This window comes from Gordonia otitidis NBRC 100426 (assembly GCF_000248075.1).
Lineage (GTDB): Bacteria > Actinomycetota > Actinomycetes > Mycobacteriales > Mycobacteriaceae > Gordonia > Gordonia otitidis.
In genome coordinates, this window is sequence record NZ_BAFB01000227.1 from 15251 (window position 1) to 41524 (window position 26274).

At 65.3% G+C, this 26274-nt stretch carries 24 protein-coding genes, 1 tRNA gene and 1 pseudogene; 3 read left to right on the plus strand and 23 right to left on the minus strand.

Features of this window, described 5'->3' with window-relative positions:
• Window positions 1-155: 155 nt before the first annotated feature.
• The 14 genes from GOOTI_RS21545 to rpmE all read right to left on the minus strand — a co-directional run bounded on the left by GOOTI_RS21545 (window position 156) and on the right by rpmE (window position 12790).
• The gene (locus GOOTI_RS21545) at window positions 156-533 is read right to left on the minus strand and encodes a F0F1 ATP synthase subunit epsilon (RefSeq protein ID WP_007240726.1); all 378 of its coding nucleotides are present in this window, start codon (window positions 531-533) and stop codon (window positions 156-158) included.
• A gap of 9 nt (window positions 534-542) precedes the next feature.
• Window positions 543-1991 carry a F0F1 ATP synthase subunit beta gene (gene atpD / locus GOOTI_RS21550; protein ID WP_007240727.1) on the minus strand — a complete coding sequence of 483 codons (1449 nt, stop codon included), beginning with the start codon at window positions 1989-1991 and terminating at the stop codon, window positions 543-545.
• A 47-nt stretch (window positions 1992-2038) separates the two neighbouring features.
• The gene (locus GOOTI_RS21555; protein WP_007240728.1) at window positions 2039-2977 is read right to left on the minus strand and encodes a F0F1 ATP synthase subunit gamma; all 939 of its coding nucleotides are present in this window, start codon (window positions 2975-2977) and stop codon (window positions 2039-2041) included.
• 62 nt (window positions 2978-3039) lie between these two features.
• Entirely contained in the window at window positions 3040-4668 is a 1629-nt protein-coding gene (gene atpA, locus GOOTI_RS21560) for a F0F1 ATP synthase subunit alpha (RefSeq protein WP_007240729.1), read from the minus strand.
• A 93-nt stretch (window positions 4669-4761) separates the two neighbouring features.
• Window positions 4762-6114, minus strand: coding sequence for a F0F1 ATP synthase subunit B/delta (locus GOOTI_RS21565; RefSeq protein ID WP_007240730.1), 1353 nt, complete (start codon window positions 6112-6114; stop codon window positions 4762-4764).
• Window positions 6115-6116: 2 nt separating this feature from the next.
• Window positions 6117-6620: a F0F1 ATP synthase subunit B gene (locus GOOTI_RS21570; RefSeq protein ID WP_007240731.1), complete on the minus strand. Its 504-nt coding sequence runs from the start codon at window positions 6618-6620 to the stop codon at window positions 6117-6119.
• 50 nt (window positions 6621-6670) lie between these two features.
• Window positions 6671-6928, minus strand: a complete 258-nt coding sequence (locus GOOTI_RS21575) for a F0F1 ATP synthase subunit C (RefSeq protein ID WP_005179417.1) — start codon at window positions 6926-6928, stop codon at window positions 6671-6673.
• 87 nt (window positions 6929-7015) lie between these two features.
• Complete coding sequence (gene atpB, locus GOOTI_RS21580; RefSeq protein WP_007240732.1) at window positions 7016-7786, minus strand: F0F1 ATP synthase subunit A; 771 nt, start codon at window positions 7784-7786, stop codon at window positions 7016-7018.
• Window positions 7783-8199 (minus strand): ATP synthase subunit I, encoded by a 417-nt coding sequence (locus tag GOOTI_RS21585; RefSeq protein ID WP_007240733.1) that lies wholly within the window; start codon window positions 8197-8199, stop codon window positions 7783-7785. Before GOOTI_RS21585 ends, atpB begins: the two co-directional genes overlap by 4 nt.
• 332 nt (window positions 8200-8531) lie before the next feature.
• Entirely contained in the window at window positions 8532-9749 is a 1218-nt protein-coding gene (locus GOOTI_RS21590; protein ID WP_007240734.1) for an MraY family glycosyltransferase, read from the minus strand.
• Window positions 9749-10402, minus strand: a complete 654-nt coding sequence (locus GOOTI_RS21595; RefSeq protein WP_007240735.1) for an L-threonylcarbamoyladenylate synthase — start codon at window positions 10400-10402, stop codon at window positions 9749-9751. The genes GOOTI_RS21590 and GOOTI_RS21595 overlap by 1 nt, the downstream gene beginning before the upstream one ends.
• 53 nt (window positions 10403-10455) lie before the next feature.
• On the minus strand, window positions 10456-11313 hold the full coding sequence (gene prmC, locus GOOTI_RS21600; protein WP_039994551.1) for a peptide chain release factor N(5)-glutamine methyltransferase: 858 nt from the start codon (window positions 11311-11313) through the stop codon (window positions 10456-10458).
• Between the two features lie 27 nt (window positions 11314-11340).
• Window positions 11341-12426: a peptide chain release factor 1 gene (gene prfA, locus GOOTI_RS21605; protein ID WP_007240737.1), complete on the minus strand. Its 1086-nt coding sequence runs from the start codon at window positions 12424-12426 to the stop codon at window positions 11341-11343.
• Window positions 12427-12562: 136 nt separating this feature from the next.
• A complete protein-coding gene (gene rpmE / locus GOOTI_RS21610) occupies window positions 12563-12790 on the minus strand; it encodes a 50S ribosomal protein L31 (protein ID WP_007240738.1) in 228 nt (75 codons plus the stop codon).
• 448 nt (window positions 12791-13238) lie between these two features.
• Here rpmE and GOOTI_RS21615 point away from each other — a divergent pair, with 448 nt between their 5' ends.
• Window positions 13239-14516 (plus strand): sulfite reductase subunit alpha, encoded by a 1278-nt coding sequence (locus tag GOOTI_RS21615; protein WP_083835988.1) that lies wholly within the window; start codon window positions 13239-13241, stop codon window positions 14514-14516.
• Between the two features lie 95 nt (window positions 14517-14611).
• On the opposite strand, the gene GOOTI_RS21620 is transcribed toward GOOTI_RS21615, so the two are convergent.
• The gene (locus GOOTI_RS21620) at window positions 14612-14854 is read right to left on the minus strand and encodes a hypothetical protein (RefSeq protein WP_039994546.1); all 243 of its coding nucleotides are present in this window, start codon (window positions 14852-14854) and stop codon (window positions 14612-14614) included.
• A 25-nt stretch (window positions 14855-14879) separates the two neighbouring features.
• On the opposite strand from GOOTI_RS21620, the gene GOOTI_RS21625 reads away from it, so the two are divergent.
• Window positions 14880-15410: a CGNR zinc finger domain-containing protein gene (locus tag GOOTI_RS21625; protein ID WP_007240740.1), complete on the plus strand. Its 531-nt coding sequence runs from the start codon at window positions 14880-14882 to the stop codon at window positions 15408-15410.
• Between the two features lie 105 nt (window positions 15411-15515).
• Here GOOTI_RS21625 and rho read toward each other — a convergent pair whose 3' ends face one another.
• The 6 genes from rho to argS all read right to left on the minus strand — a co-directional run bounded on the left by rho (window position 15516) and on the right by argS (window position 24335).
• Window positions 15516-17537, minus strand: a complete 2022-nt coding sequence (gene rho / locus GOOTI_RS21630) for a transcription termination factor Rho (protein WP_007240741.1) — start codon at window positions 17535-17537, stop codon at window positions 15516-15518.
• A gap of 380 nt (window positions 17538-17917) precedes the next feature.
• Window positions 17918-18895 (minus strand): homoserine kinase, encoded by a 978-nt coding sequence (gene thrB / locus GOOTI_RS21635; protein ID WP_039994547.1) that lies wholly within the window; start codon window positions 18893-18895, stop codon window positions 17918-17920.
• Entirely contained in the window at window positions 18876-19970 is a 1095-nt protein-coding gene (thrC, locus tag GOOTI_RS21640) for a threonine synthase (RefSeq protein ID WP_007240743.1), read from the minus strand. Before thrC ends, thrB begins: the two co-directional genes overlap by 20 nt.
• Window positions 19963-21267 carry a homoserine dehydrogenase gene (locus tag GOOTI_RS21645; protein ID WP_007240744.1) on the minus strand — a complete coding sequence of 435 codons (1305 nt, stop codon included), beginning with the start codon at window positions 21265-21267 and terminating at the stop codon, window positions 19963-19965. The genes thrC and GOOTI_RS21645 overlap by 8 nt, the downstream gene beginning before the upstream one ends.
• Entirely contained in the window at window positions 21268-22686 is a 1419-nt protein-coding gene (gene lysA, locus GOOTI_RS21650) for a diaminopimelate decarboxylase (RefSeq protein ID WP_007240745.1), read from the minus strand. It lies immediately after the preceding gene.
• Window positions 22683-24335, minus strand: coding sequence for an arginine--tRNA ligase (gene argS, locus GOOTI_RS21655; RefSeq protein WP_007240746.1), 1653 nt, complete (start codon window positions 24333-24335; stop codon window positions 22683-22685). The genes lysA and argS overlap by 4 nt, the downstream gene beginning before the upstream one ends.
• A 68-nt stretch (window positions 24336-24403) precedes the next feature.
• On the opposite strand from argS, the gene GOOTI_RS21660 reads away from it, so the two are divergent.
• Complete coding sequence (locus GOOTI_RS21660) at window positions 24404-24778, plus strand: cupin domain-containing protein (protein WP_039994548.1); 375 nt, start codon at window positions 24404-24406, stop codon at window positions 24776-24778.
• A 77-nt stretch (window positions 24779-24855) separates the two neighbouring features.
• Here the strand turns inward: GOOTI_RS21660 and GOOTI_RS21665 are convergent.
• Together GOOTI_RS21665 and GOOTI_RS24850 are read right to left on the minus strand one after the other, a co-directional pair.
• Window positions 24856-24928 (minus strand) — tRNA-Arg (locus GOOTI_RS21665).
• A 62-nt stretch (window positions 24929-24990) separates the two neighbouring features.
• Window positions 24991-26274: pseudogene (locus GOOTI_RS24850) on the minus strand (HNH endonuclease); the annotation flags it as partial.

Here is a 26274-nt window from a genome sequence, read left to right on the forward strand (position 1 = left end):
CAGCATGCCAGCTGACCGTATGACGCGGCCAGCCACCCGCGCGGAGCGGGTGGCTGGCAGACACGGACCGGGTCATCGGTCCGATTCGTATTCAGTTGCGACACAAGGTCGTCGGTCGGGTGACATCCTCACGTGTGAGCCTGTCGCAACCCGGATCAGGCGATCTGCTCCGCAGCGCGCAGCCGCGCGTGGGCACGGTTGTACTCGTCTGTACCGGGCTCGGCGGAGTCGAGGGTGTTCTTCTCGGCATTGACGTCGACACCATCGGCCCACTCCGCCGCCTCTGCGAGGATCGTCACCGACTCGCCGGTCACCGAGATGAAGCCGCCCTCGACAGCCGCAGCCTTACGCGTGCCGCTTTCCTCGACGATCACCACGAAGCCACCCGGCACGAGCTGTCCGAGAAGCGGCTCGTGATTGGCCAGCACACCCATCTCACCGACCGTGGTCTGTGCGATGACGAACGTGGCCTCACCCGAGTACAGCTCGGCGTCGGCGGACACGACCTCGACATGAAAGGACTTCTCAGCCATGAGTAACCGCTACTTTCCGGCGAGCTTGGCGGCAGCTGCCTCCACGTCGTCGAGGCCACCGCAGCTGTTGAACGCCTGCTCCGGGTAGGAATCGAACTCGCCCTTGCAGATACGGTCGAAGGCTTCGATGGTGTCGGCGAGCGGCACGACCGAACCCGGCTGACCGGTGAACTTCTCCGCGACCAGGAAGTTCTGGCCCAGGAACTTCTGGATACGACGGGCACGCTGCACGGTGACCTTGTCCTCTTCGGACAGCTCGTCCATACCGAGGATGGCGATGATGTCCTGGAGCTCCTTGTACTTCTGCAGGATGCTCTTGACCTCGTTCGCCACCCGGAAGTGCTCGTCGCCGACGATCGACGCCTCGAGGATGCGCGAGGTCGAGGTCAGCGGATCCACAGCCGGGTAGATACCGAGCTGCGAGATCGGGCGCGAGAGCTCGGTGGTCGCGTCGAGGTGCGCGAACGTCGTGGCAGGTGCCGGGTCGGTGTAGTCGTCCGCGGGCACGTAGATGGCCTGCAGCGACGTGATCGAACGGCCCTTGGTCGACGTGATGCGCTCCTGCAGCTCACCCATCTCGTCGGCCAGCGTCGGCTGGTAACCCACGGCGGACGGCATACGACCGAGCAGGGTCGACACCTCCGAACCCGCCTGGGTGAATCGGAAGATGTTGTCGATGAACAGCAGCACGTCCTGATGCTTCACATCGCGGAAGTACTCGGCCATCGTGAGGGCCGAGAGGGCAACGCGCATACGCGTGCCCGGCGGCTCGTCCATCTGGCCGAAGACGAGGGCGGTGTCCTGGAGGACGCCCATCTCTTCCATTTCCATGATGAGGTCGGTGCCCTCACGCGTACGCTCGCCGACGCCCGCGAACACCGAGGTGCCCGAGAACTCGCGTGCGATACGGGTGATCATCTCCTGGATGAGCACGGTCTTGCCCACACCTGCGCCTCCGAACAGGCCAATCTTTCCGCCCTTGACGTACGGGGTGAGGAGGTCGATCACCTTGATACCGGTCTCGAGGATCTCGGTCTTGCCCTCGAGCTCGTCGAAGGCCGGTGGCTTGCGGTGGATGCCCCACTGCTCGCCGTCACGGCCGAGGCCCGGGCTGTCGAGGCAGTCACCGAGGGCATTGAACACGTGGCCCTTGACCTGGTCACCGACAGGCACGCGGATCGGGTACCCCGAGTCGGACACCGCCGCACCGCGGACGAGGCCGTCGGTGGGCTGCATCGAGATGGTGCGGACGAGGTTGTCGCCGAGGTGCTGGGCGACCTCGAGGGTGAGGGTCTTCGCCACAGCTTCGAGGGTGACCTCGGTGTGCAGCGCGTTGAACAGGTCTGGGATCGAGCCGCGGGGGAACTCGACGTCGACCACGGGGCCGATGATGCGGACGACGCGGCCCTCGGTGGACCCCGCCGACTGCGACGAGGGTGTCTCTACAGTTGCGGTCATGGTGCTTGGGTCACTTCCTTTTGATCGAAGTTTGTTGGGGATCGGCGTCAGTTCGCCAGTGCGCTCGATCCGCCGACGATCTCGCTGATTTCCTGAGTGATCTGGGCCTGCCGGAGCTGGTTGGCCTCGCGAGACAGCGTCTTGGACAGTTCCTCGGCGTTGTCTGTCGCCGCCTTCATCGCGGTACGACGGGCCGCCGACTCGGACGCCGCCGAGTCGAGGAGCGCCGCGTAGACGCGCGTGGCGACGTACTTCGGCAGAAGTGCTTCGAGCAGGGTCTCCGCGCTCGGCTCGAAGCTGTAGTTGCGCGACTCGTCGTCGACCTCGACCTCACCGTGAGCGGGGTTGTCGTTTTCGGTGACCACCAGCGGCGCCATACGGCGAACCTCGGGCGTCTGGGTCAGCATGGTCACGAACCGGGTGTAGACGATGTGCAGTTCGTCGACGCCTTCGATCGTCCCCTCACCGTCCGGGAGGTCGATGTTCTCCCCCGAACCGGCCACGAAGAGATCGACGAGGAAGTTGCTTGCCTGCGCCGCGTCGGAGTACTCGGGCGACTGCGAGAAGCCCGTCCACGATGCCGCGACCTCCATGCCACGGAAGGTGAAGTAGTTCACGCCCTTGGTACCCATGACGAAGAGCACCGGCTCCTTGCCCTCCTCGCGGATGAGCGAGATGAGCTCGCGCGAGGACCGAAGCACGTTGGCGTTGTAACCGCCGGCCATGCCACGGTCACTGGTGATCACCAGGATCGCGGCGCGCTTGGGTTGGTCGCGCTCCTTGAGCAGCGGGTGGTCGAGCGACCCGGCGCTGCTCGCGAGCTCGGAGAGCACCTTGGTCATCTCTTCCGAGTACGGCTTCGCAGCCGCCACCCGGGCCTGAGCCTTGGTGATGCGCGAGGTCGCGATCAGTTCCTGCGCCTTGGTGATCTTCTTCGTCGACTGGACCGACCGGATGCGTGAGCGCAGCTCACGAATGCTGGCCATGAGCCCTCACCCCTTCTTCCATCGCACGGATACGACCGCTGCGGACACCGACAAGCACTCGATCACTTCCGGATCTTGATCTGTTCTTGCTCGACGTCGTCGGCGTCCATGGCAGCTGCCTCGGCCTCGTTCACGACACGCTTGCCGTCGTGCGTCAGGTAGCTGTTCTTGAACTTGTTGGTCTCCGCGACCAGAGCCTCGGCCTGGTCGTCCGCGAGTACCTTGCCGCCTGCGATCGAGTCGTAGACACCCGTTGCGTTGTGGTGCAGGTGGCTGAGCAACTGGGTCTCGAAGTTACGGATGTCGTCGACGGGCACCGAGTCGTAGTGACCCTCGCCGCACAGGTAGATCGAGACGATCTCATCCTCGACGGAGTACGGGCTGTACTGGTCCTGCTTGAGCATCTCCACCCAGCGTGCGCCGCGCTCGAGCTGCGCCTTCGACGCGTTGTCGAGATCGGAGGCGAAGGCCGCGAAGGCCTCCAGCTCACGGAACTGGGCCAGTTCGAGACGCAGCGACCCCGACACCTTCTTGAGGCCCTTGGTCTGTGCGGCACCACCGACACGCGACACCGAGGTACCGACGTTGATGGCGGGACGAACACCCTTGTTGAACAGGTCGGACTCGAGGAAGACCTGGCCGTCGGTGATCGAGATGACGTTCGTCGGAATGAACGCCGACACGTCGTTGGCCTTGGTCTCGATGATCGGCAGGGCGGTCATCGAACCACCGCCGAGCTCGTCGGAGAGCTTCGCAGCGCGCTCCAGCAGGCGGGAGTGCAGGTAGAACACGTCGCCGGGGTATGCCTCGCGGCCCGGCGGACGACGCAGCAGCAGTGAGATGGCGCGATAGGCCTCGGCCTGCTTGGTCAGGTCGTCGAACACGACGAGGACGTGCTTGCCCTGGTACATCCAGTGCTGGCCGAGTGCCGAACCGGTGTAGGGCGCGAGCCACTTGAAGCCGGCCGAGTCAGATGCCGGAGCCGCGACGATGGTGGTGTACTCCATCGCGCCTGCCTCTTCCAGAGCGGTCTTGACGCCCGCGATGGTCGAACCCTTCTGACCCATGGCGACGTAGATGCAACGGACCTGCTTGCTCGGATCACCGGTCGCCCAGTTGTCCTTCTGATTCAGGATCGCGTCGACGCAGACCGCGGTCTTGCCGGTCTTGCGGTCGCCGATGATGAGCTGACGCTGGCCACGGCCGATCGCGGTCATCGCGTCGATGGCCTTGATGCCGGTCGCGAGCGACTCCTCGACGGGCTGACGCTCGAGGACGGTGGCCGCCTGCAGCTCGAGGACGCGGTTGTCCTCTGCCTCGATGTCCCCGAGTCCGTCGATCGGTGCGCCGAGCGGGTCGACGACGCGGCCGAGGAACTTGTCGCCGACGGGTACCGAGAGGACCTCGCCTGTGCGGCTGACCTGGCCGCCCTCTTCGAGCTCCTCGTAGTCACCGAGGATGACGGCGCCGATCTCGTCCTCGTCGAGGTTGAGAGCAACACCCTGGATGCCGCCCGGGAACTGCAACAGCTCGTTGGCCATCGCGCCCGGCAAGCCGCTGACGTGGGCGATTCCGTCAGCCGTGTCGGTGATTGTGCCGACCTCGTCGCGCGAGGCTTCGGCTTCGAACGACGAGACGTACTGCTCGATCGCTCCCTTAATCTCGTCTGCTGAGATCGTCAACTCCGCCATGGGTTCTCGTCTTTCTTGATGTCGGTCGGTGTGAGTAGTCGTGGTGGTGAGGTGTCGGTCGCCGGTGCGGTGTCGCTGAACCGTCGTCGGCGATTACCTCGGCAGTGTCTCGGCCGCCTTGGCCAATCGAGTGGCGATGTCGGCCTCGATGACCTCGTCGCCCACCCCGATGCGCAGTCCGCCGATGATCGAGGGATCGACCTCGGTCTGCACCGAGATCGAACGGTGGTAGATCTCGGCGAGCACGCCGCCGAGTCGTTCCTTCTGAGCATCGCTCAATTCGGCCGCCGACACCACATGGGCGACGGTCTCGCCTCGTCGGGCGGCGGCCAACTGTGCGAGCTGATCGGCCACCGACTCCGCCGGCTGACCGTGGAGAAGTCGGATCGCCTGCGACAGCAGATGCCAGGTGTGAGTGCTGACCTGGTCGCCGATCAGGTTCCCCAGCAGCCCGATGCGCTTGTCCGCCGGCTTGGTGAAGTCGGAGAGAAGCGACGCGAGTTGTGGGTTCGCGTCCAGCAGACGACTCACGCGGAACAGTTCGTCCTCGACCTGTTCGATCGAACCGTCGCGCTCGGCGGCGGTGAGGACGACCAGGGCGTTCTGTCGGCGCAGCACCGGGACGAGGTCCTTTGGCTGCGACCAGTTCTGCACCACTCCGGACGCGACGATCTCCACGGCGATGGGCGACGCCTTGCCGTCGAAGAGTCGGTGCACGAGTTGCTTCTTGAGGGCCGGAAAGTCTTCGTCCTCGGTCAGCTTCTTGCGCAGCACCGGATGGTGTTGCAGGAAGTCGATGATCTCTGTCAGATCCTCGCTCGCCGTCACCAGGTCCTGCGAGCTTGCGCCTGCCGTGTTGGAGTCGAACTCATGAGAGATCGCGCGCGCCGACTCACGGCTGGCGGCATGCATCGAATGCAGCCCGATCAGTTCGCTCGAGCTGGGCACCGTTGCCGGTGCCTGCCCGCCCTGCGCCATCTCATGGAGTTCATCGATCACGCGGTCGATCGTCTCCGACTGATTCGCCGGATCGGCGAGGTGATCGCGCACGATCTTGCCCGCGCCGTCGACAGCGGTGAGACCGAGCTCGCTGCGCAACTGACGCACCATGGAGGTGCGGGTCAGTTCGCCTTGCGCCTTGCCGTGCTCCGAGATGCGCTTCACCTCGACATCGGCCTGCTTGTGCAGGTCGTCGGTGATGCCCTTGGCATCCTCGAGTGCACCTTCGTGCAACTGTTGCGCCTCGACCTTCGACTGCTCGATCGAGCGTTCGTGCGCCACCTTCGCATCTGCGAGCCGTGCCTGCGCCGCCTCGCTCTCCGCGACCTGCTGGTCGACGACTTCCTGCGCACTCTTCACGGTCTTGCGCAAGAACGGCACGACGAACTTCCACAACAGCGCGATGATGAGCAGAAAGCCGACGAGCTGTCCGATAAAAATGTCCACTGCTACTTCACCGTCTCAGTCTCTGCCGAGGCGGTCGCCGCCCCAGAACTTTGAACGCCGGCCCCCTGCTTGCCGAGAACGCGATCGGCAAGTGTCTGCGACAGCGAGTCGACGTCCCGCTTGGCCTCGGTCACAGCCTTGTCGGCCTCGACCTTGAGGTCCGCGGAGATCGTGGCGAGAGCGGCGTCGGCTTCGTCCGTCGCACGCCGCTTCGCTTCCGACAACTCCTCGTTCCCCTTGGCCCGCGCTTCGTCCCGGATTCCGGTCGCGTCAGCGCGGGCGTCCTTCATCCGAGCCTGGTACTCCCGGTCGGCTTCCTCGTAACTCTCCGCAGCGGCGTTGTTGTCCTCGGCGGTCTTCGCGACTCGTGCCTGCCGTTCATCGAGCACCTTGACGATCGGCGGCACGACCCAGGCGCGGATCACGACCAGCACGATCACGAAGATCAGCAGGCACGCGAAGAACGTGCCGTTGGGGATCAAGAAGTTCTCTGCGGCGAGATTCATGGTTCAGATGTCCCTTGTTGTTCGAGGAACCCGACTAAAGACCGGGAAGATCAGGACTGGCCGGAGATCGGGGTGGCGAACACGAACAGCGCCATGAACGCGAGGTTGATGAAGTACGCGGCCTCGACCAGACCGACCGTGATGAAGAACGGAGTGAACAGACGGCCCTGAGCCTCCGGCTGACGTGCGATGCCGGAGATCAACGCGGAACCGGCGATACCGTCACCGACGCCGGCACCGATTGCGCCGCCACCCATGATGAGGCCGCCACCGATCAACGCGCCCAGACCAATCAGATTCGGATCCATTGAGAACTTTCCTTTCGGGTGATACTGGCAATCGGATTGCCAGGTCTAAGGTCCGACCGGCGCGGTGCCGGCCGGGGGTCGGACTTGCTAGTGGTCTTCGTCCATCTCCATGGCCTGGCTGAAGTACAGCACGGTGAGCAGGGAGAAGATGAATGCCTGGATGAGGCCGACGAACAGGTCGAACGACTTCCAGATCGCGTTCGGCGCCCACATGATGTAGGCGGGGAACAGCGCGATCAGCGCGACCATGATGCTGCCGGCGAACATGTTGCCGAAAAGACGGAGAGAGAGCGAGACGGGCTTCGCGATCTCCTCGATGATGTTGATCGGCGCCAGGAATGCGACGTGACCCTTCACGAGGCGCTTGAAGTGACCGATCGGCCCGCGGCGGCGGATACCGGCCGCCATGTACCAGACGAACACGAAGAGCGCGAGCGCGTAGCAGAAGTTCACGTCGCTGGCCGCCGGGGCGAACACCTCGTGGGACGCACCTTCGGAGTCGGCGTACTGCAGCGGGAGGACCGACATCCAGTTCGCTATGAGGATGAACGTGAACAGGGTGACCGCGAGCGGCAGGACGAACCCGCCGATCTTCATGCCCATCGAGTTCTCGATCTGACTACGCATCTGCGTGGTGACGGCCTCGAAGAACAGCTGTACTGCGTTGGGGCGCTTGGATGTCATCCGCGAGCGCACGAAGAACGCGAGCGCGATCACGATCACTGCCGCGATGGCGGTGGCGATGATCGTGTCGATGTTCCACGTCATGCCGAGCCATTCCACCTGCTTGTGGTGGCCGACCTCGATTTTGGCCTCGGCCAGCACGAGGGTTTCGGCGCCGTAAGTCGATGCGATCATAGCTGCTTACGAAGTCCTTTCATCACCGGAATCACCGTGTTCAGCACCAGGACGACCTGGCCGAGAGCGAGTCCGAACATCACGCCCAGCCCGTCGGGCCGGAACAGGAACGCCGCGGCCAGCGCGAGCACGGTGATGGCTCCGAGGCGTGCGGCAGAGTTGACGGCGAGCAGTTTCTTGCGGGGATTCTCTTCTGCGGCAACACGTTCGACGGAGATCATGACCATCTTGGTGTTGATGAAGACGGCGACCACGCCGACGGCGAAGAACAGCGGGAACATCCAGCTGCCGAGATACACCGCGACGACCGCGACGATGACCGTCAGGACACCGGCGATGATCGCCGGTCGGAGAAGGCCGGTCGGCGCGGGCGGGTAATACACGGGAGCCGAGTCAGGGGCGGACGTCGCCATTGCCTCTCCTCACGTGACACGCCTCATGCCATGGGCATCAGACGATGAGCGTGCGTCCTCGCGGCAGGAGCCGCCGAGCGTACGCTCTGCATTTGCAGTGACCTTATCAACACGGTTTTCCACGGTCACCGGGGGGTGTCCTCGCAGAATGTGTTGGCTTCTCGGGGTGGCAGCTCACAACGCTGACAGCGCAGGCGCATGCATCACCCTCAAGTACTACAGCTGATAGTACACGATTTTACTCTCCGGTTACCTATCCGCTTGGTCGGTCGCCTACCGTCCGGCCGGACCGTCGCCCACTACCCCGTCACACGTGCCGCAACCGGGTCGGCTCACCGCAGCGCGCGCGCTGTCCTCAAGCTCGCAATGCGTCGCTGCAGCCGGGGCGCCATGGTCGCCAGCATGGCGACGACGAGTCCTGCGGCGAACGCCGGGAGCACCACCCGCATCGGAAAGATCGTGCTCGCCGCGACCGAGAACGCGAGTATGCCGACCCACAGGTAGATGATCAGCGCGACCCGACGCTGGGAATGTCCGAGTTCGAGCAGGCGATGATGCAGGTGCAGCTTGTCCGGCGTGTAGAAGCCAACGCCCGCACGCGTGCGACGCACCACGGCCATCAGCATGTCGAGCATCGGGATGAAGACGACGGCCGCCACCAGGATCAAGGGCGACAACAGCGTGAAGACGTCGGCGGGCCCGTAGGCGTTCACCGCGATACGCCCGGAGGCACTGGTCGACGCCGCCGCCAGCATCAGTCCGATGAGCATGGCGCCGGAGTCGCCCATGAAGATCCGCGCGGGAGAGAAGTTGTGCGGGAGGAATCCGAGGCACGCGCCTGCCAGCACCACGGAGATCAGGGCGGGCGGGTAGTAGCTGACGTCGCCGCCCTGATCGCGGAGCAGCCCCAGCGAGAACATGCAGATGGCCGACGCCGAGATCAGTCCCAGTCCTGCGGCGAGTCCGTCCAGTCCGTCGATGAAATTGACGGCGTTGATGGTCGCGACTGTGATCACGACCGTAAGGAGCCCGGACTGGAAGGGGTCGAGCACGATCGTTCCGATGTTGCCGAACGGCACCGGCACCTGAAGCCAGCTCACCCCCATCACGACCATGACCCCTGCAGCGGTGAGCTGGCCGACGAACTTGGTCAGGGCATCGAGTCCCCACCGGTCGTCGATGATGCCGACGATGACGATCACCGCCCCCGCCGTGACCACTGCCCCCATGTCGTTGGTGTACGCGAAGCCCCTGTTGAGTGCCGGCAGGTTTGCTGCCAGCACGATCGCGGCCAGTACCCCGATGAACATGCCGACGCCACCGAGGCGCGGGGTCGGGATGGTGTGGACGTCGCGTACGCGGGGCACCGCGACCGCTCCGACACGGATCGCGACGACGCGGACGAGTGATGTCAGCAAGTAGGTGACCGCTGCTGCGGTGAGTCCGACGAGCAGCAACTCCCGCAGGGGCACACCGGCACCGCCAGAACCGGAATCAGCGGACAGCATGTCAGCGACGACCATGCCGGCACCGGTGACGGGCTCGAGCATCAGTCGACCAGGCTGGCCGGATCGACGTCGAGCACCTCGGCGACCTCGGCCGTTGTCACCGCCCCCTCCCGCAGGACGCGCGGCACGGGGCCGGTGATGTCGACGATGGTCGACGGCTCGCCCTTGGGAGCGCGGCCTCCGTCGAGGTAGACCGACACGGAGTCGCCCAACTGTTCTCGCGCGTCGTCGCACGTGATCGCGGGCGGCCTACCCGAGACGTTGGCACTCGAAACAGCCATTGGTCCGACCTCACGCAACACCTCGATGGCAACCGGATGCAGAGGCATCCGGAGCATCACCGTGCCGGACGTGTCGCCGAGATCCCATGCCAGCGATGGCGCCTGCTCGACGACCAGACTCACACTTCCCGGCCAGAACGCCTCGACGAGGCTGCGCGCAGCCGCGGAGACAGAGAGGACGAGTCCGTCGATGGAGTGCCAGGATCCGACGAGCACCGGGACGGGCATATCCCGACCGCGGTGTTTGGCGGCGAGGAGATCGGTGACGGCCTCGGCGTCGAACGCGTTGCATCCGATGCCGTAGACCGTGTCCGTCGGCGTGACGATCAGGCGTCCTGCCTTGGCCGCCCCCACTGCAGCCTGGATACCTGCGGAGCGGGTCTCCTCGTCAGTGCAATCGAATACGGTGCTCACCGGTTCATCCTTTCACGACACATGTCTGGCGCCGATCAGCGTCGTCGGTCCGATCAGCGTCGTCGGCGGGCTGTCACGAATCGGGGCCTGCCTGCGAGGTCGCGACGCGCCAGGACCTCCTCGAATGATCCGGTGGCAGTGAAGGCGTCCACCACCTGCGACGACGTCGAGTCGTCGTGCTCGACGCCGATAAAGCCGTCGGCCGCCAACAACCGTACGGCGACGTTGGCGAGAGGCGTGATCACGGCCATGCCATCACTGCCGGCGAACACCGCTTCGGCGGGATCGGCGTCGACCTCCGGTGACACCTCTGTGTCGGCTGGGACGTAGGGCGGGTTGGCCACGACGAGGTCGAGCGAGCCGTCGGGGATGTGTTCACGCAACCCGGCGTGGTCGGTGACATCGGCGCCGAGCACGGCCACCCTGTCCCCCACCCCGAGATTCTCGACGTTACGGCGAAGCCAGAGCAGGGCCGCTGGTGACTTCTCGACAGCGACGACCCGAGCCGACGGCACCGACACCGCTATCGCGATGGCGAGCGCGCCGCTGCCACTGCAGAGATCCGCGACCAGCGGATCGGTGACGCTCCGCAGACTCTCGACGGCCCACTCGAGCATCACCTCCGTCTCGGGCCTCGGCACGAAGACACCGGGACCGACGGCGACGTCGACAGGGCCGAACGCGGCCCGCCCGATGATGTGCTGCAGCGGAATCCGGCGAGCGCGCCGGGCCACGAGATCCCGGTACCGTGCCCGCGCCGTCGCATCCGGTTCGTCGACGAACGCCAACCGCCCACGGTCGACGTCGAGCACATGCGCGAACAACCACTCGGCGTCGCTGCGTGCCGACTCGATTCCTGCGCGGGCGAGAACCCGCGTCGCTTCAGAGAGTTCCGACGTCGTCGACGTCATCTGATCATTGATCACTCGGCGCTGTCCTCACTCCGCCTCGAGGCGCGCCTGTCGGTCGGCGGCCACGAGCGCGTCGAGCAGTGCATCCATGTCGCCACTGAGCACGGCGTCGAGATTGTTCGCCTTGTATCCGATCCGGTGATCGGTGATGCGGTTCTCGGGGAAGTTGTAGGTGCGGATTCGCTCGGACCGATCGACCGTCCTGATCTGCGCGGCCCTGCCCTCGGCGGCCGCTGCCTCGGCCTCCTCCTCGGCGGCCGATTGCAGACGCGCCGCGAGCACCTGCATGGAACGCGCCTTGTTTTGCAGCTGTGAGCGTTCGTTCTGGCAGGTCACGACAATCCCGGTCGGGAGGTGGGTGATCCGCACGGCCGAGTCCGTGGTGTTCACGCCCTGACCGCCCTTGCCCGAGGACCGGTAAACGTCGATCCGCAGGTCCGACTCATCGATCTCGACCGCCTCGACCTCCTCGGGCTCCGGGTAGATCAGTACTCCCGCGGCAGACGTGTGGATCCGCCCCTGAGATTCGGTGACCGGCACACGCTGCACCCGATGCACGCCACCCTCGAACTTCAGGCGCGACCACACACCGTCACGCGACGGTTCGCGGCCCTTGATCGAGAGCGTTGCCTCCTTGTATCCACCGAGATCCGACTCGGTGACACCCAGGATCTGGGCTTTCCATCCGTGTCGCTCGCAGTACTTGAGGTACATACGCGCCAGATCGGAGGCGAACAGCGCCGACTCCTCGCCACCCGCGCCCGACTTGATCTCGAGCACGACGTCGTCGGAGTCATGCGGATCGCGAGGCGCGAGCAGGTCGGTCAACGTGGCATCGAGAACGGCGACGGACTCCTGGAGCGAAGGGACTTCCTCGGCAAAGGCTGCGTCGTCGGCCGCGAGCTCCTCGGCTGCGGCGAGATCATCACGCGCACTCTGCAATTTGGAATAGGTCGCCATGATCGGCGCGAGTTCGGCGAAACGCTTGCCCACGCGGCGTGCGTTGGCCGGGTCGTCGTGCAACGCGGGATCGGAGAGCTGCTGCTCGAGTCCGGCATGCTCGGCGAGGATGTCGTCTATCGCCGTACCGGCATTCTTCGTGCTCTCACCCACTACTGATCCTCCTCGTCAGACATCTGCGACACAGTCACGCGTTCGCGGCGCAAACACAGCGACACACAACACAGCGACACACAACACAAACGACGCCCGACCGGTCGAAGTTAACCGGCGGGCGTCGTCAGGTGTGCTACTTGGCGTCGGCCTTCTTGGTGCGCTTGCCGTAGCGCTTCTCGAAGCGCGCGACGCGGCCGCCGGTGTCGAGGATCTTCTGCTTGCCCGTGTAGAACGGGTGGCACTGTGAGCAGACTTCGACGTTGATCCGACCGTTCTCGGCGGTGCTGCGGGTCTCGAAGGTGTTGCCACAGCCGCAGACGACCGTGGTCATGTGGTAATCGGGGTGAATTCCCTGCTTCATTCTGGTGTCCCTTTCTCGTGGTCGCCGGGTCACCGCCGCGATTCGGCGGTGTGAACCGGTACCGGACTCGACCGACCAGTATGCCATCGGGCCAGGCCCTGACGGAAATCGCGACTACGTGATGACGTCGCGGCGCTCCCGTCGTGGCCGTCGCACTCGACTCGACTGCCTGTCACACGCCTCAACACGTCCTCGCACACATTCATTCCGCCCGCGCCAGGCGGGCTACTTGTACCCCGCACGCTGGGACACTTGCACGACGCGACGCCATCACTCACCCGGGTCGCATCGCAATGAGGGCAACCTTGGTTTACTGTGCCTTACCTAAGTTACCTAAGTTATAGTCGAGCGCGGCGACGAGACGAGGCCATCGATGCGCGCACAGGTCACCGGCAGCCGACAGATCATGCGCCGACCACCCTTGTCCCACACCTCGAGACGGGATGACATGCGATTTCACCACGTTCCCACCGGCTCATCGGACTCCTCCACGTCAGACCCTGCTAAGGCGCAGTTCGTGGAGCATCCGTCGCTGATCGCCTACGCCACGCAGACCGGCAACGCGGACATGCTGCAATCGACGTCGTCGCGTCGACGAAAGTCTGTGTGGAACCGCAAGAATCCCTACCCGGCCAGGGTGATCGCCAACACGGTCCTCTCCGGTGCGGGGTCGGCGAAAGAGGTCCGACACCTGGTGCTCTCGCTGGGTGACAGCGGGATGACCTACGAGCCGGGCGACGGGCTCGGCGTCGTGCCGCGCAACGATCCCGCGTTGGTCGACCGCATCATCGACAGACTCGGGGTCTCCCCTGACACCCCGGTCGTCGACCGCAAGGAGCAGCGGACTCTCCGCGAAGCTCTCACTGACCGCTATGAGATCGCGACGGCGTCGAAATATCTCGTCGACCACATCGCCGCGCGCAGCGGCGATCCCGAACTCACCCATCTGGTGTCGACTGGTGACCGCGATGCCCTCGACGCCTGGCTGTGGGGCAAGGACGTTCTCGACCTCCTCGACGTCGACAGGTCACTCGCCATCACGCCCCACGAACTGCTCGCAGAACTCCAACCGCTCGCGCACCGCGTGTACTCCATCTCGTCGAGTCCTCGTGCGCATGCGGGAACAGTGCACCTCACGATGGCGACCATCCGTTACCGAGCAGGCGGCGCACGGGAACGTGGTGGCGTGTGTTCGACCCATCTCGCCGACAGGATCGTCGACGGGCAGACGGTTGGCGTGTTCGTGACTCCCAACAGGTCGTTCCGGCTTCCCGCCGACGACGCGAAGGTGATCATGATCGGACCGGGCACCGGCGTCGCACCGTTTCGCGCGTTTCTGCACGAACGCGCCGAACGCGGTGCGTCGGGGCAGAATTGGCTCTTCTTCGGCGACCAGCACGAGACGTGCGATCACATCTACCGAGAGGAGATCGCCCGGTTCGTCAGCGACGGCGTCCTCGACCGCCTCGACCTGGCGTTCTCGCGCGATCAGGACCACAAGGTCTACGTCCAGGACCGGATGCGTGCTCACGGGGCCGACCTCTACCGCTGGCTCGAGGACGGCGCTCACATCTACGTCTGCGGCGACGCCACTCGCATGGCCCACGATGTCGAGGAGGCGTTGCTCGACATCGTCACCGAGCACGGCCACCACAACATCGCGTCCGCGAAGGATGTGCTGGCGCAACTCAAGAAGGACAGGCGCTACGTCCGCGACGTCTACTGACCCGCCCCACCATCAGCGGTTGCGACGATGCGCGCGAGCAGGTGTCGGCCATCATCTTCCCTGTTCGGCAACGACGGAAACACCTCGCGCACAACCTATCTGACCGAGAACTCAGAGGGGCTCGCTTTCTGGCATCGTGTGGGACGACGGGGGCTGATCACGTCGACCTCTGCGCAGAACCGAACGGCTTCGTCGGGGGCGTCGGTGGACCCGATCGGATACTCGATGACGGAGAATGCGCCGCACGAACACCGTTGGTAGACAACCGCACCCGTGGACGTGAAGTGACGGGACTGGGTGGTCCACCGGTGTGCATGGTCGAAGTGTGTGAGTGCCATGTCCCCACTGTGATGTAATGGCATTGTGCATTTCAACCATTACGGGCAGGATGCGGTCCTGCTGGCCGTCGACCTGGCGAACGATCCGCCGCGGGATGCCGGTGAACTCGTTTCCCGATGCGACGCAGCAGGGTTCGTGTTCGACGCCGATGACGTCGGCCTCCGCGATCTACACAAGACACTCGAATACCTCGAGCGGTGGCGGGCCGTTGCCCGTGCCGTCGACGAACAGGTCCGGGCAGATCTTCTCAACGATCTACTCCTCCACCACGCGGCAGCTCCCCGACTGACCGATCATGCGGGTACGGGCTGGCATCTGCACTTCCGCGACGACAACGTCGCGGGCTGGCAGCAGATCTGCGTGCTGATCTCCGCCGCGACGGCATTGCACCTCACGGGCCGCGGCATCGACCGCTTGGGGGAATGCGAACTCGCCGAATGCACTCGTGTGTACGCCGACGTCTCCCGAAATGGCAGGCAGCGCTACTGCTCGCCCACGTGCGCGAATCGGGCCGCCGTGCGCAGACACCGTGCCGCACGCCTGACAGCACGGTGAAAGAACGATCTCGGAGAATACGAGAGGGCCCGCGGACGCTCACAAGGTGAGAGTCCGCGGGCCCCTGCTCAGTTGCTGTGCTGTGTCAGCCGGTCTGCACCGTGATCAGTCGTCCTTCATGGCGCCTGGGGTGTTCGACTGGACCTGCAGCAAGAATTCGTAGTTGTTCTTGGTCTTCTTGAGCTGACTGATCAGCAGATCGATCGCCTGCTGCGAATCGAGTCCACTCAGGACGCGCCGCAGCTTGTGCATGATCCCGAACTCCTCGGCCGACATCAGCAGCTCGTCCTTGCGGGTGCTCGACTGGTTGACATCGACGGCGGGGAAGACACGACGATCAGCGATCTTGCGGTCGAGTTTGAGCTCGGCGTTACTCGTGCCCTTGAACTCCTCGAAGATGACCGTGTCACCGGTCGAACCGGTCTCGACCAGCGCGGACGCGATGATCGTGAGCGATCCGCCGTTCTCGATGTTGCGCGCGGCACCGAGGAAGCGCTTCGGCGGGTAGAGAGCTGTCGAATCCACACCACCGGACAGGATGCGCCCTGACGCGGGCGACGCATTGTTGTAGGCGCGGCCCAGTCGGGTGATCGAGTCGAGCAACACCACGACGTCCTTGCCCTGCTCCACGAGCCGCTTGGCGCGCTCGATCGCGAGTTCGGACACAGAGGTGTGGTCTGACGGCGGTCGATCGAAGGTCGAGGCGATGACCTCACCCTTGACCGAACGTTGCATGTCGGTGACCTCTTCAGGTCGCTCGTCGACGAGCACGACCATCAGGTGGCATTCGGGATTGTTGGTCGCGATCGCGTTGGCGATGTCCTGCAGGATCGTTGTCTTACCGGCCTTCGGCGGGGACACGATCAATGCACGCTGCCCCTTGCCGATCGGCATGATGAGGTCGATGACACGGGTGTCGAGTTGCTCCTTGCCCGTCTCGAGGCGCAGCCGTTGATTCGGGTACAGCGGGGTGAGCTTGTTGAAATCGGGTCGCTTACGAGCGGCGTCGACATCCATTCCGTTGACCGAGTCGAGCCGCACCAGCGGATTGAACTTCTGCCGCTGGTTCTGCTGCTCACCCTCGCGCGGAACCTTCACCGCACCGGTGATCGCGTCGCCGCGGCGCAACCCGTTCTTGCGTACGAGGTTCATCGAGACGTACACGTCGTTCGGTCCGGCCAGATAGCCGGAGGTTCGCACGAACGCGTAGTTGTCGAGCACGTCGAGGATGCCGGCGACGGGCTGCAACACGTCGTCTTCGGAGATCTGCGGCTCTCCATTGCCCGAACCGTCGCGGTCACGCCCGCGGCGACGCTCACGGAAGCGTCGACCCCTGCGACCGCGACCGCCGCCCTCGCCGTCGTCGTCACGGTTGTCACGGGCGTTGTTGTCGCGGTTGCTGCTGGCGCCCTGGTTCTTGCCGCTGTTCTGCTGGCCACCCTGGTTGGTGTCGCCACCCTGCTGACCTGCATTCGAACCACTGTTGTTGGAACCGCTGTTGTTCGAGCCGCCCGAGTTGGAGCCGCCCTGTCCGCCACTGCGGTTGCGATTCCGGTTGCGGTTGTTGCCGCTCTGGTTGCCGGAGCTGTCGTTGCCGGAATTGTTTCCGCCGGCTCGGTCGGTGCTCCCGCGGTCGCCGTCAGCACGATCGTTGCGAGAGCTCGACTCGCCCGCTGCCACCGAGGTGGTCGAGGCGTCAGCGTCGGCGCCCGCGGAACCGGCGCTATTCACGTCGTCCCTGCTGGTCGCGGGGCGCGACTGGCCTTCGGTGGACGCCGACTTCGACGGCGCGGCGGTCTCCTCCGCGGAGATCGTCATCTGCTCGGGAGCCGAGCCGGTCTCTTTGGTGCGACGTGCACTTGCGCGCGTCGCGGCCTTGGGGGCCTCGGCTTTCGTGGCCGCGGCCTTGGGAGCGTCTGACGCGGGCGCACCTGCGCCCTGACGCTCCTTGATGGCGGCGATCAGGTCGCCTTTGCGCATTCCGGACGTGCCCTTGATGCCCAGCTCACCTGCGAGTGAACGGAGTTCGGTAAGCACCATGCCGGAGAGGCCTGCGCGCGCCTTGGTCTTGGTTGCGCCTTGGTCGTCGGCGACGCTCGGCGCGGTGATCAGGTCCGTATCAGTCACGGATGTCCTTTCGTTCCTCCGCAGTGAGATGCTGCATGAGGTCTTGATTTCGCCTGCTGAGGCGTCCGACGCGCGATATCGACTCGACGGGTCGGAATCCATCAGAGGAAACTGGCCGCCGTCCGCGGTGGACGGGCGGGCAAGATTGTGGTCCCGCTGCGGTGTGTCACTCCTGAACTGCTGTGCTCTCAAGGAACTGCCGACTCGCGGATTACGCGATGCCCCAGATCGGTGACTGTTCATGTGCGCATCCGGGAGCCGACCGGATACTGATCAGAGATCGGTGAGAAGCACGGCGGAACGAGCCTGCGCGGCTAGACCAGTTTATGATAACCCCCCAGGCGTGATACGGGCAACACGCCGTACCTGCACGAGAAGATTCAGCCGATCCGGACGCCGCCGGCGATCTCGAGCTGTTGAACACGAAAACCCTGTTCAGAGGCGAGTTCGCGGGTGCCCGCGTCCAGCGATCGGGTGTCGAGTACCAGGACACTCGGACCGGCACCCGACACCGTTGCTGCGTATCCCCTGGCGCGGAGTTCGGCGACAAGCCGCGACGTCTCCGGCATGGCCTCGGCTCGATATGGCTGGTGCAGGCGGTCGTCGGTGGCGGCGAACAGACACCGCGGGTCGGAGGTCAGCGCGACCACAGCCAGGGCTGCGCGGCTGACGTTGAAGATCGCGTCCGTGCGCGGTACCGCGTCCGGCAGCAGTCCACGAGTGTAGGACGTCGACGACTCGGTCGCCGGGACGAAGACCGTTGCCCGGATGTCGGGATGAACGCCGAGCCTGCGCGCACCGTAAGCGGGGTGCTCGCCCGGCTCGATCCACGTGACCACCGCCGAACCGAGGACACTGGCCGCCGCGTTGTCGGGGTGACCTTCGAAGGCGCTCGCCAGCTGTACCAGGTCGCCATCGGAAATCGGATCCCCCAGGCCTGCGGCGGAAACCAGACCCGAGGCCGCAGCGAGCCCGGACACCGCGGCCGAGGCCGACGATCCCAGTCCGCGGGAATGCGGGATGGCATTGACCGTCTTCAGGTGCAGGCCCGCGGCCGACACTCCCGCGTGGGCGAGTCCCGCGAGCAGCGCGCGGACGACGAGATGATTGGCGTCGCGTGGTACCTCGTCGGCAGCCTCGCCGGCGACGTCGACGTCGATGCCCGCGGGAGTCGTGGTGGCAACCACCTCGTCGTAGAGTCCGAGCGCGATACCGAGGGAGTCGAACCCCGGACCGAGATTCGCGCTCGAGGCGGGCACACGAACTCGAGCCGAAAGCCCTTCGGGCAGTTGCCTGTAGACCGTATCCGGGCTGACCATTCGTGAGGCCGTCCCGGGTTCAGGCGACGCCGAGCGCATCGGCAACCGCCACGGGATCGACGGGGATGGCCTCGACCTCCGGCATTCCCAACAGCGCGGTGTCAGGGTCTTTGAGTCCGTTACCGGTCACCGTGCAGACGACAGTCTGACCCGGTGTGATCCAACCGTCTGCGTGGGCTGCGAGCAGGCCCGCGACGCTCGCCGCCGATGCGGGCTCGACGAAGACGCCTTCCTTGCCCGCCACGAGTCGGTATGCCTCGAGCAGTTTCTCGTCGGTGGCCGCGCGGAACTGTCCGCCCGACTCCTCCTTGGCTGCGACGGCCTGGTTCCAACTCGCGGGCGATCCGATGCGGATCGCGGTCGCGATCGTCTCGGGATCCTTCACGGGTGCGCCGTTGACGAGCGGAGCCGCACCAGCAGCCTGGACACCGAGCATGCGTGGCAGATCACTGATGCCGTCGGCGTTGTACTCGCGGTAGCCCTTCCAGTAGGCGGTGATGTTGCCCGCGTTACCGACCGGCAGCACATGGACGTCGGGGGCGCGACCGAGAACGTCGACGATCTCGAATGCCGCGGTCTTCTGGCCTTCGATGCGAGCCGGGTTTACCGAGTTGACCAGTTCGATCTCGGTGAATTCCGCAGTCGCCTTGCGCGCGAGTTCGAGACAGTCGTCGAAGTTGCCCTGGACCTGGATGATCTTGGCGCCGCTCATCACTGCCTGGGCGAGTTTGCCCATCGCGATCTTGCCCTCGGGAATGAGAACAGCACACGTGATCCCGGCCCGGGTGGCGTAGGCGGCCGCCGATGCCGACGTGTTTCCGGTCGACGCACACAGCACGGCGGTCTTGCCGTTGTTCACCGCATTGCTCACGGCCATGGTCATGCCACGATCCTTGAACGAGCCGGTGGGATTGAGCCCCTCCACCTTGAGGTACACCTCGCAGCCGGTCAGGTCCGACAGATGACGTGCCGGAACCAGCGGGGTGGCACCCTCGAGCAGAGTCACCACTGTCCAGTCGTCACCGACAGGTAGTCGCGACCGATAGGCTTCGATCAGCCCCGGCCAGCCTGCGTGCACAGAGGCATGCGCGGGTGCATTGGTGGCGTCAGTCATCGGTTCCTTCCAATCGAAGAACGCTCGACACCGTTGTCACGGAGTCCATGTCCTCAAGTGCTGCAACGCATTCCGACTGTGCCCGATCGGGTGCGCGGTGTGTCACGACGATGAGCCGGGCGTCGTCGCCCGCGCCTTCCTGGCGCACGGCGGCGATGCTCACGGAGCGCTTCGAGAATTCGTTGGCGACCTGTGAGAGTACACCCGGCTTGTCGGCGACCCGCATCGAGACGTAGTAGCGCGTGGGGACCTCGTCGATGGACGCAATGGGTAGCGAGGCGTAGGTCGACTCGAGGGGGCCGCGTCCGCCGTGCACCTTGTTACGCGCCGCCATCACCATGTCGCCGAGTACGGCCGACGCCGTCGGCGCCCCGCCTGCGCCCTGTCCGTAGAACATGAGCCTGCCCGCGTTCTCTGCCTCCACCACGACCGCGTTGAACGCACCGTTGACCGTTGCCAGGGGATGCGAGAGCGGGATCAGTGCCGGATACACCCGTGCGGAGACCCGCTGCGAACCGTCGTGACCACGCACGCGCTCGCAGATCGAGAGCAGTTTCACCGTGCAGTCGAACTTCCGGGCGGCCACGAGATCGTCAGGCGTCACGTGCGTGATGCCCTCGCGGTAGACGTCTGCGGCGGTCACGCGGGTGTGGAAGGCGATCGACGCGAGAATCGCGGCCTTGGCTGCCGCGTCGTAGCCCTCGACGTCGGCGGTCGGATCGGCCTCCGCGTATCCGAGACGTCCTGCCTCCGCGAGGGTTTCGTCATAGCCGGCGCCCGTCTGGGCCATGGCCGAGAGGATGAAGTTCGTCGTGCCGTTGACGATTCCAGCCACCCGCTCGACGGTGTCACCGGCAAGCGACTGCATCAGCGGACGCACCACGGGGATCGCACCGGCGACAGCGGCCTCGAAGTAGAGATCGACCTTCGCCTCGGCCGCAGCCGTAGCCAGTTCACCGGTGTACTCGGCGAGCAACGCTTTGTTCGCGGTCACCACCGACTTGCCCGATTGCAGTGCGGTACGGATCAATTCACGCGCGGGGTCGATTCCACCCATGAGTTCGACGACGATGTCGACGTCGTCGCGTGCGACCAGACCTGCCGGGTCGTCGGTGACCAACTCCTGCGCGATCTTGCGCGGACGGCTCAGATCGCGCACGGCCACGCCCCGCAGTTCGACCGGGGCGCCCACACGCGCGCGCAGATCCGCGGCGTTCTCCTCGATGATCCGGACCACCTCGGCGCCGACGTTGCCCATACCGAGCACCGCGATGCCGATCGTCTTGTTCTCGCTCATTCAGCTCACCTCCAGCCGCAAATAGTCGTCGAGCGTCTCGCGACGAAGGATCACCCTCGCCGCACCGTCGGCCACCGCAACAACGGCGGGCCTCATCACCATGTTGTACCGGCTCGACATCGAATAGCAGTAGGCACCCGTCGCCGCGACGGCGATCAGGTCGCCGGGCTCGAGGTCGCCGGGTAACCAGCAGTCGCGGATGACGATGTCGCCGCTCTCGCAGTGCTTTCCGACGACGCGGCTGACCACTGGCTCGGCGTCGGACACCCGAGACACCAACCGGACGTCGTATTCGGCCTGATAGAGCACTGTGCGGATGTTGTCGCTCATGCCGCCATCGACAGAGACGTAGCGTCGTACCGATCCGCCACCGAGTTCGATGTCCTTGATCGTTCCGACCCGGTAGAGCGTGATAGTGCCCGGGCCTGCGATCGCACGGCCCGGTTCGACTGCGATCGTCGGCATCGGCAGCCCGAGGGTCTCCGACTCGCGACGGACGATGCCCGCCAGGGTTTCGGCGACGTCGGAGACGGGCAGCGGATCGTCGTCAGGCAGGTACGAGATACCCAGTCCCCCACCGAGATCCACAATCGACATCTGTGATGTCTTGTCGACACCGAACTCCGCGACAACGTCGCGCAGAAGTCCGAGCACGCGATGAGCTGCGAGCTCGAAGCCATCCATGTCGAAGATCTGCGAGCCGATGTGGCTGTGCAGCCCCACGAGGCGCAGGTTGTCGGTGGCGAACACCCGGCGCACCGCCTCCATGGCGACGCCACCCGACAACGCGAAACCGAATTTCTGGTCCTCGTGTGCCGTGGCGATGAATTCGTGGGTGTGCGCTTCTACACCCACGGTCACTCGGATCAGAACGTCGGCGACCACACCGCGTTCGCCGGCGAGGCTGTCGAGACGTTCGATCTCCATCATCGAATCCAGCACGATGTGACCGACACCGGCGTCGAGAGCCGCAGCCAGCTCGTCGATGCTCTTGTTGTTGCCGTGCAACGCGATTCGTTCTGCCGGGAAACCGGCGTGCAGCGCGATCGCGAGCTCGCCGCCGGAGCAGACGTCGAGTGAGAGGCCCTCCTGCTCAACCCAGCGAGCGACTTCGCTGCACAGGAACGCCTTCGACGCGTAGTGCACCCGGCCGTAGGGGCCGAAGGCTGCCACCATGTCTCGGCAGCGAGAGCGGAAATCGTCCTCGTCGAGCACGAACAGCGGGGTTCCGAATGTCTCGGCCAGTTCGCCCACGCCGACGCCCGCGATGGTCAGCTCACCGGATTCGTCACGAACAGCATTGCGTGGGAATACGTTTGCCGGAATCCTGGCCACCGCGGCGGGGTCACGCGGCTGCTGCGCAAGGTGGGGTGCCGCCTGGATCTCCGCGTGGCGAGGTCCGGCGGGGTGCGCGTTCACATCCGCTCCGGGGCGCTGACGCCGATGAGATCGAGTCCGTTACGCAGCACCTGACGGGTCGCAGCGCAGAGCGCGAGCCGTGCACCGTGGATGTCGCCGGGCTCCTCGTCGCCCTGCGGCAGCACCCGATTGTGTGCGTAGAAGCGGTGGTAGGCACCGGCGAGGGACTCCAGGTATCGCGAGATGCGATGCGGTTCACGCAGTTGCGCGGCCGTCGCCACGACTTCGTCGAAGTCGCCGATCGTGCGGATCAGATCACCTTCGGTGTCCGAGTCGAGGAGGTCGACGTGCTCGAGGCGCGGCTTCAGACCTAGTTCGTCGGCGTTGCGCGCGATGGCCGACAACCGGGCGTGCGCGTACTGCACGTAGTACACCGGATTGTCGTTGGACTGCTTGGCCAGCAGATCGAGATCGATGTCGATGTTGACGTCGATCGACGAACGGATCAGCGCGTAGCGCGCTGCGTCGACCCCGACGGCGTCGACGAGGTCGTCGAGTGTGATCACGGTGCCCGCCCGCTTGCTCATCCGTACCGGTTTGCCGTCACGGACGAGGTTGACCATCTGTCCGATGAGGACCTCGACGGTGTCGGGGTCGTCGCCCAGCGCAGCGGCGGCTGCCTTGAGGCGCTTGATGTAGCCGTGGTGGTCGGCACCGAGCATGTACATGCACAGGTTGAAGCCGCGATTGCGCTTGTCCCGGTAGTACGCGATGTCGCCTGCGATGTAGGCGGCTTCGCCGTCGCTCTTGATGACTACGCGGTCTTTGTCGTCGCCGAAGCTCGTTGTCCGCAGCCACCATGCACCGTCGGATTCGTAGAGGTTGCCGTTCGCACGGAGTTCGGCGATGCACTCCTCCACCAAGCCGGAGGTGAACATGGAGTTCTCGTGGGTGAAGACGTCGAAGTCGGTGCCGAACTCGTGAAGGCTGGATTTGATGTGGTCGAACATCAACTCGACGCCGACCGACCGGAACGTCTCACGACGTTGCTCCTGTGGCTGCGAGAGAACGCCGGGGACAGCCTCGACCACCTTGTTCGCGATCTCGACGATGTACTCACCCGCGTACCCGTCCTCGGGCGTCGGCTCGCGGAGCGCGGACGCCTCCAGTGAGCGTGCGAACTTGTCGATTTGCGAACCGTGGTCGTTGAAGTAGTACTCGCGGGTGACCTTCGCGCCGCGCGCTGCCAATACCCGGCCGAGCGCGTCCCCGACGGCTGCCCAGCGGGTACCGCCGAGGTGGATCGGCCCGGTCGGGTTCGCCGAGACGAACTCGAGGTTGATGGTCTTGTCGCTGAACTCATCGCCCTTGCCGTACTCGGCGGTCTGGGTGAGGACGGTCTCGATGACGCTGTTCTGAGCGGCCGCCGCCAGCCAGATGTTGACGAACCCCGGGCCCGCGACCGCGGCTTTCTCGATGCCATCCGCTGCGGAGAACGCCTCGGCGAGCCAACCAGCGAGTTCGCGCGGATTGACGCCGAGCTTCTTGCCGAGCTGAAGTGCGACGTTGGTCGAGTAATCGCCGTGATCAGCGTGGCGAGGACGCTCGACGACCACGGATTCGGGCACCAGAGACGCGTCGAGTCCGCGATCGGACACGACGGTCCGGGTCACGGTACTCAACAATGCGGCGAGATCGGCGGGAGTCACAGGTCACCATCCTATTGGCCCCACTTCGGCGAGCCACAACTGCCTGGTGAATCGTAGAGTTCTGAACCGTGATCCCTGCGATACGACTCTGGAATGACACCGACGGCCGATCTCACGTCGAGCACGGCTCGGTGTCTCTCAACGCGCACACGATGCGGTCAGCCGAGACTGCAACAACCACCGCCGCGTTCCAGGAGACCGCCGGGGGCGGATCGTTTGCCTGGCACACCGCGCCGCGGCGTCAGTACGTGATCACCCTCGCCGGCGTGCTGGACTTCATCACCCGCGACGGCGAGACATTCCGCTTGGAGCCCGGGATGGTGCTGGTCGCCGAGGACACCGACGGAACCGGTCACCGGTGGGAGTTACTCGGCGACGATCCGTGGCGACGGCTGTACGTCGGGCTCGCCGACGACGCGAAGTCGGGGTTCCAGGCCCAGTGACGGCTTCTACGGTGTGAGACGGACCCAGCGCGCGCGATCGCCCGCTTGCTATTGCTGGACCCCGAGATAAAGAACGGTGCCCCCGGCAGGATTCGAACCTGCGGCCTTCTGCTCCGGAGGCAGACGCTCTATCCCCTGAGCTACGGGGGCTCAACGGGCGACAGCAAGCCTAACCCACAGCGCGAACGGATCCCAACCCGGCACGCGTGTGCTCAGAACGGTGGTGGTCCGCCTGTATCGACGAGGGGCTGGTCAGTGTCGTGGGTGAGTCGGCGTTGGCGGTTGCGGTGTCGTTCGGCGCGGCGTCGGGCGTGTTTGTTGGCCGCGCGTGTTCGGTGGTGTGGGTTGGTCTCGGGTGGCTTGATTCGACGCGGTGGCGGGTCGCCGGTGGCTGGTGGGGTGAACCGGAGTCGGCGTAGTCCGGGGAAGGTGTCTTCGAAGGTTTCGGCGTCGCCGGGGATGACGAAGCCTTCGGGGGTGGTGTATTCGGTGATTAGCCGTCCGGTCGCCGGGTCGCGGTATTGGTCATCGATCCAGTTGCCGAAGGTTTTCTGGATGTGTCCGTATCGGCATTTGGTGTTGAGGTTTTCGTAGCTGGTGGGTCCACCGGCCTCGGGGTTGTGGTGGTCGTATTCGGTGACGTGGTCGTTGTCGGCGGTCCATGCCGAATGGGCGCAGCCGGGGTCGGCGCAGTAGCCGTCGCGACAGCGCACCGCCTCATCCAAGGCAGTCGACGGGCGGTAGGGGTCGGTGCCGTGTGTGGGAAGGGTGTAGGTGCCGTCGGCGTTTTCGGGGGTGTTTGTCGGGACCACGCGGTGGGTCGCTGTGTCTGGGCGAGCGGCGATGTCACGGACGTGTTCGGCGGAGATGATGCCGTAGCCGTCCATGAATCCGACCGGCACTGCCTCTGATGACGGGCCGGTCCGGTGACCGTCTTTGCGCGCATAACGCAACCCGGGCCGGCCACCGGCGGCATCTCCGGACGCGTCACCGTCGGACACGTCACCGCCGGACGCGCCGTCGTCGTCGCTGCCATGAGCGACGCCACCAGACGACGAATCCGCCTCGCCGTCAACCGCATCCGCTGCTCTACCACCGGTTTCCCCAGCGCCGTCGACGCGATCTGCGGTGCCCTCGGCGAAATCAGCGGTGCTATCGGCGCGATTCCCGATGCCGTCAGCGGAAGCGGCGGTGCTGTCGACGAGATCTGCGGTGCCGTCAGCGGAATCGCCGGTGCCGTCGACGACATCCGCGGTGCTGTCGGCGTGCTTGGCGGTGCCGTCGGCGAAATCAGCGGTGCCCTCGACGAGATTCCCGGTGCCGCCAGCGCAATTCTTGGTGCCCTCACCGGGCTTCCCGGTGCCGTCGGCGGGTTTCTCCGTGCTGTCGGCGCAATTCTGGGTGCCGTCGGCGGTTTCGGGTGGGGTGAGGGCGGCGTCGTTGCACACGACGTGGATGACGAACCGCGGATCGGCCGGCGGGACGGTGCGCGGAGA